Source organism: Paenibacillus sp. YAE3 (assembly GCF_057546105.1).
Map to the genome: position 1 here is coordinate 160,657 of NZ_BAAIYF010000002.1, position 12,622 is coordinate 173,278.

Annotated in this window: 13 protein-coding genes; 3 read left to right on the top strand and 10 right to left on the bottom strand. The window is 53.0% G+C overall.

The window, feature by feature from the left end; translation table 11 throughout:
- Positions 1 to 63 precede the first annotated feature (63 nt).
- Positions 64 to 405 (top strand): hypothetical protein, encoded by a 342-nt coding sequence (locus AC27KL_RS03595; protein WP_487168886.1) that lies wholly within the window; start codon positions 64 to 66, stop codon positions 403 to 405.
- A gap of 153 nt (positions 406 to 558) precedes the next feature.
- On the opposite strand, the gene AC27KL_RS03600 is transcribed toward AC27KL_RS03595, so the two are convergent.
- The 6 genes from AC27KL_RS03600 to AC27KL_RS03625 all read right to left on the bottom strand — a co-directional run bounded on the left by AC27KL_RS03600 (position 559) and on the right by AC27KL_RS03625 (position 7,648).
- Complete coding sequence (locus tag AC27KL_RS03600; protein WP_487168887.1) at positions 559 to 1,659, bottom strand: hypothetical protein; 1,101 nt, start codon at positions 1,657 to 1,659, stop codon at positions 559 to 561.
- A gap of 197 nt (positions 1,660 to 1,856) precedes the next feature.
- Positions 1,857 to 3,629, bottom strand: coding sequence for a hypothetical protein (locus AC27KL_RS03605; RefSeq protein ID WP_487168888.1), 1,773 nt, complete (start codon positions 3,627 to 3,629; stop codon positions 1,857 to 1,859).
- A 233-nt stretch (positions 3,630 to 3,862) separates the two neighbouring features.
- Positions 3,863 to 4,612, bottom strand: coding sequence for an SDR family NAD(P)-dependent oxidoreductase (locus AC27KL_RS03610; protein WP_487168889.1), 750 nt, complete (start codon positions 4,610 to 4,612; stop codon positions 3,863 to 3,865).
- 144 nt (positions 4,613 to 4,756) lie between these two features.
- A complete protein-coding gene (locus AC27KL_RS03615; RefSeq protein WP_339324562.1) occupies positions 4,757 to 5,194 on the bottom strand; it encodes a DUF2500 domain-containing protein in 438 nt (145 codons plus the stop codon).
- A gap of 211 nt (positions 5,195 to 5,405) precedes the next feature.
- The gene (locus tag AC27KL_RS03620) at positions 5,406 to 6,695 is read right to left on the bottom strand and encodes a WD40/YVTN/BNR-like repeat-containing protein (RefSeq protein WP_487168890.1); all 1,290 of its coding nucleotides are present in this window, start codon (positions 6,693 to 6,695) and stop codon (positions 5,406 to 5,408) included.
- Positions 6,696 to 6,970: 275 nt separating this feature from the next.
- Positions 6,971 to 7,648: an SOS response-associated peptidase gene (locus AC27KL_RS03625; RefSeq protein ID WP_212948564.1), complete on the bottom strand. Its 678-nt coding sequence runs from the start codon at positions 7,646 to 7,648 to the stop codon at positions 6,971 to 6,973.
- 188 nt (positions 7,649 to 7,836) lie between these two features.
- Here AC27KL_RS03625 and AC27KL_RS03630 point away from each other — a divergent pair, with 188 nt between their 5' ends.
- Positions 7,837 to 8,031, top strand: coding sequence for a LysR family transcriptional regulator substrate-binding protein (locus AC27KL_RS03630; protein WP_487168891.1), 195 nt, complete (start codon positions 7,837 to 7,839; stop codon positions 8,029 to 8,031).
- 19 nt (positions 8,032 to 8,050) lie between these two features.
- On the opposite strand, the gene AC27KL_RS03635 is transcribed toward AC27KL_RS03630, so the two are convergent.
- The 3 genes from AC27KL_RS03635 to AC27KL_RS03645 all read right to left on the bottom strand — a co-directional run bounded on the left by AC27KL_RS03635 (position 8,051) and on the right by AC27KL_RS03645 (position 10,700).
- Complete coding sequence (locus tag AC27KL_RS03635) at positions 8,051 to 8,941, bottom strand: Vgb family protein (RefSeq protein WP_487168892.1); 891 nt, start codon at positions 8,939 to 8,941, stop codon at positions 8,051 to 8,053.
- A gap of 24 nt (positions 8,942 to 8,965) precedes the next feature.
- The gene (gene vat(I), locus AC27KL_RS03640) at positions 8,966 to 9,598 is read right to left on the bottom strand and encodes a streptogramin A O-acetyltransferase Vat(I) (RefSeq protein WP_487168893.1); all 633 of its coding nucleotides are present in this window, start codon (positions 9,596 to 9,598) and stop codon (positions 8,966 to 8,968) included.
- A gap of 301 nt (positions 9,599 to 9,899) precedes the next feature.
- The gene (locus tag AC27KL_RS03645; protein WP_487168894.1) at positions 9,900 to 10,700 is read right to left on the bottom strand and encodes an alpha/beta fold hydrolase; all 801 of its coding nucleotides are present in this window, start codon (positions 10,698 to 10,700) and stop codon (positions 9,900 to 9,902) included.
- 427 nt (positions 10,701 to 11,127) lie between these two features.
- Here AC27KL_RS03645 and AC27KL_RS03650 point away from each other — a divergent pair, with 427 nt between their 5' ends.
- Positions 11,128 to 11,670, top strand: coding sequence for a DUF1697 domain-containing protein (locus AC27KL_RS03650; RefSeq protein ID WP_487168895.1), 543 nt, complete (start codon positions 11,128 to 11,130; stop codon positions 11,668 to 11,670).
- A gap of 108 nt (positions 11,671 to 11,778) precedes the next feature.
- Here the strand turns inward: AC27KL_RS03650 and AC27KL_RS03655 are convergent, their stop codons facing one another.
- Entirely contained in the window at positions 11,779 to 12,612 is an 834-nt protein-coding gene (locus AC27KL_RS03655) for a carbohydrate ABC transporter permease (protein ID WP_212948548.1), read from the bottom strand.
- Between the last annotated feature and the right edge of the window lie 10 nt (positions 12,613 to 12,622).

A 12,622-nucleotide genomic window follows, 5' to 3' on the forward strand; every position in this document is an offset into this window, starting at 1 on the left:
TAATGTTAGTTTCCAACTTCCAATGGCAGGAAATGGATTTATTGAATAAAAAGGAGACAAACAATGAATAAAACCGCTAGAAGAACTATTGTCGTCTTGTTAGGATTAACTTTTGTTGTAGGCGGGGTGATGTATTCAACGAATAGTTATGCAGATGTTAGTAATACTTCATCAACCTCGGTTACTCCAGCAAAAAAACTCAGTCAAAAGGAACTTGAAGATCTTAATAAAAACATAGGCGAAATTCATACACCAAATGGGGTCTTTATACGATCTAGTGAAGTCCCCGATTTTGATTCATCCCAAATAGCCAATAATGAAGAAGATGTTACTTCTGAAACTAAAGCCATTATCACATCATACGGGACCTTTATTAAAAGTAATGACTTTAACGTCGCCAAATAATCATCACAAAACACCTCTTCCCAAGATTGCGGGAGAGGTGTTTTTCTGTTCATATTCCACAAAAGGACATTTCTTTGCAAAATGGCGTCCCAGGTTTGATTTATTGGGATCGCGGGGAGCTTGATCGAAGTTCTCTTACGTTAGATGCTATGCTTATAAATTCGCTGAGGAGTTGGTTAATACCTCGACCTGTTCAACGATCTGATTCTTGATGCCTCGTAAAGACGTCTGATCGACCGCCGCGTCATACACCGACCATACCTCGTCCCGTATCCGCTTAATGTCCGCCAGAATGGAAATTGAATGTTTCATGGAAGCCGTATATCTGCTGCGAATCTCGGCGATTTCCTCGGCGAACGCCTCATCCGTGCCTTCCTTGATGGCCAGTTCGTACACGTCGAGGATGCTGTCCCCTTCCCGGCTCGGAAAATGCTCATGCGGTGCCGTACTGTCGAAGATGGCCAGGCTAAGCTCAGGAAAGATAAGCATATCGAGACTGTTCGGATCAAACCCGCAGTGGTAGATTTCGGTGTCGATCCCCCGCGCTTCCGCTTCTTTGGCCAATTTTTTGAACATGGTGGATTTTCCGGAACCCGGGCGGCCCTTGACGAAAATCCGCGTGCGAAGGTTTTCCGTCAAGTTCGGAACGTAATCGAGGGCTCCTTGCCACGTAGCAGCGCCGAGAAACCGGCGGGTAACGTTCGCTTTCTTCGAGCGGAATGGAACCAAATATTCGTCGGCAAAATCCGCCGTGATTTGATTGGCCCGTTCGCGGTCTAAATTGTCGATATAAAATTTCTCCCATTCGTCATGGATGCGCAGCGTTTTTAAAAAGGAGTCGAAGGCCTTCGCGTAAAGCGAGGCGATTTCCTGCTCCCGGTCTTTCGTCCGCGCTTCCACATCGTCGATGAAACCGCTTCGCAGCGCCGCGGCAGCGTCAATGACGCGAATTTCCGTACCCTCCAGAACGGGATCGGCGCTCCAGGCGTTCCCGTCAATGATGCCGATCCGAGCTTCCTCCAAAATGATGCCCTCCAGCCGATCACTGTCCAACGTTTCATGTATAAAGTGCTTCGTCCAGTCATTATCTTTCCACGTCGCCGCCAGCTCCGCTAGCACCTGCGAAGTCCCCGATCCGATCCGTCCGTCGATGACAAATACCGTGTCGAGTCCGTTTAAAATGGAATCGTACAACGTGTACAACCCCGCCGCCGTATTGCCGCGCCCGAAATAATGCTTTTCCAGACCTGCCATTTTCGTTCACGCTCCTTTATCTCACTCGCGTTGCCAACACCTTATGGTATGCCGGCAGCCGTTTCTGTGTGAATGCCCAGCCCGCCGTCCGGTATGCCCTCGGCTCGCCCTGACGAGTGATCACGCTTCGGAACAAAAAAATCTGCTTGCCGCCTATTCGGCGCAAGCAGAACATTTTGCTCATTAGCGATTCAGGTTCAAGGTTTTGCGTTCCTCCAATAATCATAAGCGTGCACCACGTTGCCTGCGTAGGAGGGGGAATCTTTCAACAAACCGGGCAGCTTCGCCAGCTCTCCCTCCATGTATTCCGCCCCTTCTTCGAAGAAGGTAATGTGGTTGCCTTCATGGCTTTCTTTCATTTCGACCGAAAGGAGGATCGGCTTGCCCAATTCGTCCGCAAAACCGATTTCCTCTTTGGCGACGTTAACGATGCCGTTCGAACCGGCAGCGGAATCCCGAAAAGCCATCAATGACACATGGTCCATGCGCTGGATCATCCATTTGCTGATCGATATGTCCTCGCCCGGGACTTTATATTTGTCGAGCCAAACCGCCAAATCCATGCTCGCTTGCAAACGGGAGTCCTTTTTCAGCTCCGTGACGAACGCATCCAGGTTGGAGGTCCATTCCGAAAGGACCCGCTGCGTGTCGGACCTCCATTCCGGAAGCACGTAGGGCTCGATATCCAAATGGATGCCATGGAAACGTTCATCTCCCTGAACCGAGCGGTTGTAGTCCTTGACGTATTTGACCAGCTTCATCATTTTGGGACGGCTTTCCTGCAGCGCCCAAATCGGGTGCCCCCCCATGGCGTGCACTTCAATGCCTGCGGCCGAAGCCTGTTTGACGAAAGCTTGATACGCGCTGAAAGGCTGCTGCAAATCCAACCTGACGTAAAGCCAGTTCAGCTTTTTCTCTTTGGCGAAGCCGATGATCTCCTGACCGTTCTGAAGAACCTGGTTTGCTTCCCAAATATAGGTGCCCCTTACCATGGAATCCCGAACGACCGGGTCCGCATCGGGAACGTTGCCTTCCGGGCCGGGGTCCGGGACTGGTTCGGGGTCCGGGCCGGGTCCCGGCTGATCGCCGCCCCCGCCGCCGCTAGGCATGTTTTCCCAATAACGGAAGTCATGGATGGCCAGTCCCGCAAAAGAGGAATGAGCGTCCAACCGGCCCGTCAGATCAGATAAGGACTGGTTCATCTGCTCTTTTTGCTGCCCGTAAAAGGTCGTGTAGCTTTCGCCCGGCATTTCCTTCGTGTTGACGCCGATCAGCACTTTTTTGCCGAGTCGGTCGGCTAGGTTGAGCTCGTCTTGGGACAAAGCGATAATGCCGTGTTCCGAATCGACGTCATTCCGGTAAGCCAGCACCGTGACATGATCGAATTGCCGCATCAGCCATTCATTGAGCGCTTCGCCCCCGGAGGCGCTGTAACCGTCAAACCAGAAGGGAATGTCGATTCCGAGTTCGAGCCCCGAGCCGGAGGTTTTGCCGAGAAAAGCCGACAGGTTGCTCTCCCACGTTTGGATGACTGCATCATGATCCGCTGCCCACTGGGGAAGAACATAAGGTTCTATATCGAGATGGATTCCATCGAACCGGCTTTCGGGCGAAGCGCCGGCATTATACTCCATCGTCCATTCGGCAAGTCCTAACATGCGGTCCCGATGTTCCGTCAGGGCCCATCCTGGATCGCCGCCGAGCGCATGGACGGCGACGCGTTCCTCATGCGCGTGCTGCACGAACGTTTCATAGGTCTTTTTAGGCAAATCCCGGTTGATTTGCAGGTAAATCAGATTAATGCCTTCATTGCGGGCAAACTCTAGCAATTTTTCTCCGCCATCCTCGATCAGTTCCGTCTGCCATACCCAAGTGGCCTTGACGTCCTTCGACGGGGCGCTGAATCCCGTAAGCAGGATCGCCGCCAGAAACAGCAGGGCAGTGAGCCATCGAGAATTTTTGACAAACATAATTTCCCTCCATTCCTATGCGAGGACTTGCAATCCTCATGTAGTAAACGGAGTAATTATAGCATTGATCCCCCAAAAAAAGATGAGCCCAAGTCCTTAAAGAACGGGCTCATGCAAGTCGCGCAAAATCAAAAATGCCTAAAAGGAACTATGCCGGCCGCGGAAGACGGCCCGGAATGGTCGGAGAAAGAGAAATACTGGAAGGCATTAGGGCCAACTGCGCAGGAGAAAAGTTACGGTTCATAGATCATTTTCCGCGTCATGCCCCCGTCGATCACCAAATGAGTCCCGGTTACGAAGGAATTGTCCGGGTCTGCCAAATAGAGGCAAGCCTTGGCGATATCCTCCGGTCTGCCTACCCTGCCTGCCGGATGTTGTTCATGATCGGCCGGTTTTAGCGAGTCGTAGTTTTGCGTTTCGATCCAGCCGGGGCTTACGCAATTGACGCGGATATGGTCCGGTCCGAGGGAAACGGCCATGGCATGGGTCAGGGCTACGATGGCCCCTTTCGAAGCGGCATATGCCTCCGAATTCGGTTCCGACATCAGCGCGCGCGTGGATGCAATGTTGACGACGGACCCCGAAACGCCGTTCCTTTTCATGGAGCGGGCCGCTTCGCGGGTCGCCAGAAAGCAGCTTCGCACGTTCGTGTTCAGCACGTCGTCCCATTCGCCGACGGACAGCTCAAGCGGCGATTTCCAGCGGGACACCCCAGCGTTGTTGATCAGCACATCGATTCTGCCGTATTCGTCCTCCGCGGCTTTCATCAGCTGCCGGATATCCTCTTCTTTGCGCACATCGCAAGGCACGAAGATGGCTTGTCTGCCTTCGTTGCGGATCGCAGCCGCAGCTGCTGCGCCTTGATCTTCGTTCAGATCCGCCATGACGAGTTTGGCGCCTTGCTCGGCAAATGCTTTGGCGACGCCGAAGCCGATGCCTTGGGCCGCTCCGGTGACAACCACGACGATATTTTGAAATGTCATATGGATTCCTCCTTTAGTCTAACCTTACCCGATGCTTCTACTTTAGATTCAATCGTCTTCCCATTCAAGCATACTAGCAAAAACAAAAAGACCACATCCTTTGGAAGATGCAGTCCAATCATTTGATTTTGCCATCGGTACGCGTCATAAACGCTCATAATTCCGATAACGCGCCCCCGTCTCGGCTTCGCCGGCAAACCGCATACGGCGCTCAAAACCTTTGAACCGGGTGCCTTGAAACGTAAGCCTTCCCGTATCCCCTTCCGCGCATAATCCGAACTGTTTTCCGCTGACGGGAAACTCCATGCGGTCCCCGCTTTCCACTTCGAACGTAATATAGTAGACCGTATTCGTATGGCTGGTCATCTGATCATTCGGCTCATGCGTATGGCGCTGGTTGATTTCGGTCCGTTTGCTGACGATCCGGGAGTCGACCGTGAGAACAGGCTGTTTGTTGTTCCGCCCCCACTGCAGCAATCCTCTGCCGACAGACACGGCAATGATACCGATCACGGCGACAAAAAAGATCGGCATGACTTTTCCGAAGAAGTCGAACATCCAAAATGACGAATCTCCTGGCATGCTTCCCCCTCCTTTTCGACTTTAGGCTGAGCGATGCTCCTCTAGCGGGCCTGTTCATAACAAGTATATGCGGGGGATATGACAAAAAAACCACTAGTCCTTGTCAGACAAGCCTTTCCCGAACTTTTTCCCTGGTATTCGAACCGGACAACCGTTTCCCCGCCGAACGCAAAAAAGCGAAGAACCACCGTTCTTCGCTTCCTTTTACAACTTACAACACTCTCCACGTTGCACCGCCGTCCGTCGTTTGCAAAAGCCTCGAGCTCCGCTGCTCGCTGTTTCCTATCAAAAGCCAGCCTACATGCGGCGACGTAAATTGCAGCTTCACGACTTCGGGATACTCCTGAAGCTTTTGCTGCAGCACCTCGTTCTTCGTGATTGCAAGCCATGTCTTGCCCTGGTCCACCGTATGGTACAGCGTACTGCCGACAAGAGCCCAGCCTTCAGCGGGATTGATGAAAGTAGGCCGCAGGGATTGGTTCAATCCTTCGCTCGAGGGAAGGCCGAAGTTGACGAATTTCCACGTGTCGCCGCCGTCTTCCGTGAAATAACCGTTGTATTTCGTACTGTCTCCAAGCTTGCAGCCGATCGGAATCCATCCGTCCTTATGCGACCCGAAAAATTGAAGGTTGCCGGCCGCATAGGAAATGCACGGCTTCAGCTTTTCCCGGTCAAAAAACGCCGGGCCCGAAGTCCATTTTTTGCCCCCGTCCTTCGTCCGGTAGAGCTTGGGTTCCCCCAATTCCTGAATCATGGCGTATCCGTTCAAGGAGTCGGTAAAGTTTATGCCTACCGTATAACCCAGATGAGGGATCGGGGCGCCGGTGTCGGATCTTCCCGGATCGTACACCGTGTTCTGCATCGCGATATTCCAGACGGCCCCGCCGTCATCGGTGCGGTAAAGCACCTTGAGCTCCTTGCCCGTCGACGACTCTTCCGTCGTCATGAGCCAGCCGTGCTGCGGCGAATTGAAATGGATCGCGGAAACCTTGTTTTTTTGGGGGATCGAGGAGATGTTCCAATTTTCTCCCCCGTCGCTCGTATGAAGCACGATCGTCTCCGACATGCCTGCGGGATCGCGGACGATCCAGCCGTTTTGCGGATCCGTAAAATAGACGTCCTTTCCATACCTGGGATTCGCTGCGAACTGCACGTTCGCCGACGGCGAAATGTTAACCCAGGTCCGGCCGTTGTCCTCGGTCAAATACATGCGAAGTTCATTGCGGGTCAATCCCCAGGCAATGCCTTGAGTTTCGCTTAGAAGCTGGAATTCCGTAAGTTTGGTTTGAATTTTATATTTGCCTGCATCATGGTTTATCTTGTTCGCTTCGCTCGGCGCCACCACCGTTAGGGTCTGGCCGTCACCGGCCGCCGATTCGGCGGAATCCTGCAATGCGGGAGCCGACGCCGGTTCCGCGGTCTGTCCCTCCTCGGAAGAACATGCGCTTAACAATAGGCTGCACAGCAAAGCGATGCCAACGAGTTGTCTGCCCCACTTCATCCTAAGTTCCTCCTCTCCTGAGGACAGCCTGTCCTTTCAAAGAAGCCCCCAACTCAATTAATATAACATATCGGCAGAGTTGAGCCAATTCCGGCGGATCGTCGGCGGGACCGTCAGATACGGCAATCCCAAAAAAAGGATTCGGAGGCGTCTGGAAGCAAACGAAAAAAGCGCCTAAACTTCCCGGTCGGGATGTAGACGCTTATCACGTAAAACGTAAACTATGGTCAGCTGTCTGACCGCTTCGATCGCTGAATTTTAAGGAGTGCTTCGGCCTATTGTTTCACCCACGCGGTACGCAAATCCATTTCGCGGATGCATTCTTCGCTGTCATGCCCGTCGTTGCCGATGAGCGGCGTAACCGGATATGCCTCCATCTCTTCGTCGGAATAGGTTTGCAGGAGCGAGCTTAACGAATGAAAAGCCGTGTTTTCTTCATTCAGCCAGTCCTTCATCGCTTCCTCCGGCAAAATGGCGGGCATGCGGGATTCCTCGAAGTCCCCGATCAGTCCGTTAGCCCCGGTCATGACCAGCGTGAACGTCCGCAGCGGCTCGCCGTGATGGTCCTTCCAGATTTCATACAAGCCGGCGACTCCGAACATCCCGCGGTTTTTCAGCACGACGCGGACGGGGTAAGCTTTTTTGCCTTCCTTTTTCCAATAATAAAAGCCGTTGCACGGAATGACGCACCGCTGTTTTTCGATCATTTTGCGGTACGTGGGATTTTCCTTTACCGTATGCAGATCGGCATTGACCGCATCCTTCCCCCAATAGGGAATGAAGCCCCAGCGGAATTCGTCCAGGACGCGTTCGCCGTTTTGCTGAAGTATGACCGGCGTGAACTGGGTCGGACTGACGTTGTATCGGTTTTTGTAGTAATACATCACGCGGTCAACCTGAAAATGATCCATAATCATCGGCAGGTCGGCAGCCATTGAATAACGCTGGCACATGCAGCATCACCCTCCTCTTTGGACGTTAGTTTCCGCCAAAAGAGGAAAATTATGCATGATTTCATGAGAAAACGTCGTTAAACCTGAACGTCTGGATGACCGGTTTGGCATGCTCCAGCTCGGCGCTTACCGGATAACCGGTCCGTCACCGGTCCGTCCTGCAGCTCGTAGGCGGCGCAGACCGGAATTTGATCCAATTCACCCAAAGAGGCTTTGGGCTTACGATCATCGCGCGCCATTTTATCACGGAGGAACTCGCCCCGGGCAAACTGGTCGAAGTGCCGCTGTTGCCGCCCATCCCCGAGCGCCATGTCGGCATAGCGATCCTGAAGGGAGTCCCGCTTTCGGCGGCTTCGAAACATTTTATTCAATCCTTGCCATAAATCCGATGTATTTCCCGGATCATTCTGCAACCATCAGTCGCCCGATCCGGTCGCATTCCTCCGCGAACCAGACGTCCCCGCCGGCGGATACCGCAATGCCATGCGGTTCCGATTTCGCGGTTGGGATCGCATATTCCGTGATTTTTCCATCGATCGTGATCCTGCCGATTTTATTGCCCGCCCACTCGGTAAACCATAAATCCCCCCGTATTCCCGGCGTGATGGCGTGCGGGCGCGCATTCGGCGTCGGGATGTCATATTCCGTGATCGCGCCGCCGGGGGTCATTTTCCCGATTTTATTTCCCATAATCTCCACGAACCAGATCGCTCCGTCGGGTCCGCATGCAAGTCCAACCGGGCCGGATTGTGGCGTCGGAATGTCATATTCGGTTATTTCGCCTGCCGTGGTGATCCTGCCGATTTTATTTCCCTGGTTTTCCGAAAACCAGAGCGCTCCGTCCGGCCCTTGGGTGATAAAGGAAGGATATGCTTTGGCATCGGGCAGGTCGTATTCCGTGATCTCCCCCGACGCAGTGATTTTGCCGATTTTGCCTGCATGCATCTCCGTGAACCATACGGCTCCGTCCGGTCCTTCCGCGACTCCGAAAGGCGCCGCGTTGGCTCCGGGAAGCGTGTACTCCTTTAAGGAACCGTTCGCCTGCAATTTCCCGATGCGATTCGCATGATATTCGGTGAACCATATGTCCCCCCGAACATCCGAAATGATCGACATCACGCCCGCTTGCGGGGTCGGGACTTCAAACGATGACATCCCGCCGCCGTCCGTGATTCGCCCGATCCGGTTTCCTTTTTGCTCCGTGAACCATAAGGCACCGTCTTTGCCGCAAGTGATGCCGTACGGGCCCGATTCAGGTTCTGAAACCGCATATTCAACAAAGGTCGTTTTCATGGGATTACCCTCCTTAAAAGTTCATCATTGCTGCTTCATGGTACGCATCGTCTCGATATCTCCGCTGACGATCGCACCCATGAACTTTTGGATGACGGCGATCTCCAAGTCCCACCATCTCAGGACAAGCAGCTCTTCTATGATCTCCGGCGAAAAGCGCTTCCGTATTTCCTTTGCCGGATTCCCACCTACGATCGTGTACGGCGCAACATCCTTCGTGACGACGGCTTCCGCCCCGATGACCGCCCCGTCGCCGATCCGCACGCCCGGCATAATGGTTGCCCGCCTGCCGATCCATACATCGTTGCCGACGATTGTATCGCCTTTGATCCTCAGCTGCTCCAACGTCGGCGCGTATTGCTCCCATCCGTGGCCAAAGAGGTTAAACGGATAGGTCGAACCATCCATCCTGTGATTGCCGCCATCCATCATAAACCGCGTTTCCGGGGCAATGGAGCAAAACTTGCCGATGATCAGCTTGGTCCCGATCACTTCGTAATGGTACAAGACCTGGTCCTCAAAGGACTCGCCGTTCGCCGAATCGTAATAAGAATAATCGCCTGCGATGATGTTGGGCTTCGTAATCGTATTTTTAATAAACTGCACATTGCGGTATCCGGGAATCGGGTATTTTTCGCTGGGGTTCGGTCCTGTCATTGAACAATCATCCTCCGTCATAATAGATGAAAACCGCCCGACCCAGGGACAACCAATCATAAAAAAAGCCCCTGTTCCGGACATCCGGACAGGGGCAGGCAGACGCAAGCCGCGGCTCGTTCCCTCGGAGGGAACGTCTCGCTGCACGTCCATATCTATAAAAGCCCGCACTAATCCTATCCGGAAAAATGATCGTCGATCTCGATTTTTCGCTGGAATAGGATTAGTAGATCATTGGCCTTGGGTTCACCCTTTCAATACTGGTTGGATTAACCATATCACACGCTTGAAAAGGAATCAACTACGCTTTGAAAAAATCCGCCAACACGGGGGCAATCGCATCAGGGGATACATCGTGTCCTTGACCTGTCAAAGCCGTATATTCGGCATGTTTGATGCGATCCGCAACGGCTTGTGCCGCATCGCGAAACATCGGTTCGCTTTGGTCGCCGTGGATCGCCAGCGTGGCAGCGGTTATGGAAGACCATTTACCGGCCGGCAAAGGTTTGCCCGCCATGACATCCCGGGAGATCATGCCGTCATAGGCCAGCGTATGCGCCATTTCCTCCATCTCCTGCCACATCGGGTCCGCTTTCATCGGAGCCAGGTATTCTTCGGGAATGAGCAGCGCTTGCGTCATAAATACCTCGATGGCTTTTCCCCGGTTCCCCGCGCCGATGGCAGCCTGGATTTGCTCGACATAATCTTCCGGCAGCGGTGGACGGCTGTCATCCAAAATAAGCGGAGGCTCATACAAAGCCAGTTTCCGCACTTTGCCCGCAAGGCGGTCGGCAGCCTCCAGCGCCAGGATCGCTCCCGAAGAAATTCCGTAAACGTATGCGGACCCGCCTGCTGAATCAATCAACGCCTCGATATCTTCGATTTCCCGCTGCACCGTATAAGGAAGCGTATCGCCGCTATCCCCGCGTCCCCTCCGATCGTAGTTTATCACGGTGAAATGCTCTGACAGCAGTCCGGCCAGCTGAATCCATTGCGGGTGGTGACGCGTACCCAGCGCACCTGGGACGATAATCACCGCGTCCCCTCTTCCCGATTGCTCGAATGCGATTTCCGTACCGTCTTTTGAAATGACCTTATTCATCATATCTCTCCTCAGCATGAATTGGAGCTGCTGGCGCCATTCGTTGGAGTTTTGGATGCCGGTTTCTTTAGCTCCTATAACACAATTATGCCACAAAGGGAATATTCCTGTAAAGGTATATTACGTTCTTGATCCGCCCCTTATCTCAAAAAGATCAAATGTCCCGTCCACGGCATGGCCCCGGCACTCCCTCATAAAATAAGCCCGATCCTGCTTCAAGCAGGAATCAAGGCTCTTTTTGCACGGCGGTTCAGTTTTCGGGTGAGAAAACTACTAGCGCCCATTGCAGGCCGCTTGAATTATGTGAACGATTGGATGCTTCCAAAGCCATTTTTATTGCAACGTTAATAAAGATTCTGTAAAATCCATACATACAGATTGTACCATTTCCATAAACCTATTTTTGACGGGAGATGAATTGCAGAGCATGACCATTTATGTCGTTTTGCTCCGGGGCATCAACGTCGGCGGACATAACAAAATCAAGATGGCCGAGCTTCGGGAGGTTCTCGAAAAAGCGGGCTGCCGGCAGGTACGGACTTATATCCAAAGCGGAAACGTGGTGTTGGCCTCCGGGCTGGACGGAACGTCTTTGAAGGAGCTGATCGAAAGGGAAATCAACGCCGCGTTCGGCCTTAACGTTCAAGTGATCATCCGCAGCAAGGAAGAGTTTGAAGCGATGATAAAAAATTGTCCTTATGACGACGCCTCGCTGCAGGAAGGAGAAACGCTCCATGTATCGATTCTTTCAGGCATCCCCTCGGCTGAAGGCATGGAAAAGCTGGCGGCGGTGGATCGCGGCATCGACGAATATACGATCATCGGCACCGAACTCTACATGTTCGTCCGCAACAAATTCAACGAATCCAAGCTGGCAGACAGTTTGGGCAAGTTGGGCACCCCCGGCACGGTGAGGAATTGGAAGACGATACGAAAGCTGGAGAGCATGGTTCAAGAGCTTCAGCCGTAATAAAAAAAGCGAAGGAATTCAACGGGCGGATCGCCTGGCGTTCCTTCGCTTTTCCAGGTTTTTCCTGCAGGGCTAACCCGTCAGCCACACCGTTGAAATGAAACTCCCCTATCCCTTCGTTCCCCCCTGCATGCTGAATCCTTTGGACATAAACCGCTGCGAAAGAATGTACAGCACGATCGACGGAATCGCGTAAAGCACCGAAAATGCCGCCAGCCTGCCGTAGTCCACCATGCCGTATTGGCCGAAGAACTGGTATAACTTCAAGGAAGCCGGAAAATTTTCCGGGCTTTGCAGCAAAATGTAAGGGACAAAAAAGTTGCCCCAGCTGCCGGAGAACGTAAAAATCGCCACCGTGCAAATCCCCGGCACCATCAGGGGCGCCACGATTTTCCGGATGCCCGTAAACACCGAAGCGCCGTCCACCCATGCCGCCTCCTCCAAATCTTCGGGAACGGAGTCCATAAAGTTTTTGATCATCCAAATGCCGTAAGGCATGGACGAAGCCACGTAAAAAAGCACGACGCCGACCACGTTATCGTACAGCTTTAAGGTCAAAAACAGCTGATACACGGGGACCATCACCGCGGTGATGGGCAGCGAGGTCATAAACAGAATGGTCAGCATGAACGGTTTTTTGAACTTCAACTGATAGCGGGACAACGGATAGGCCGCCAGCAGCGCCAGAAGAACGACGATCACCGCTTGCCCGAGCGACATCAACAGGCCGATGGCAAACGCCCGCTGGTTTTCGCGGCTCGTCAGCACATCCACGTAGTTCCCCGGGGTTACCTGCTTGGGCATTTTGAGCGATTGCATCGCATTCGGATCGACGGAAGCCACGAGCACCCACAATAGCGGCAGCAGAAAACAAATCCCGATGAGCGACAAGACGACATAAGGAAGGATTCGATAGATAAGTTTGCGCTGTTTGGCGTTCATACGAAATCTC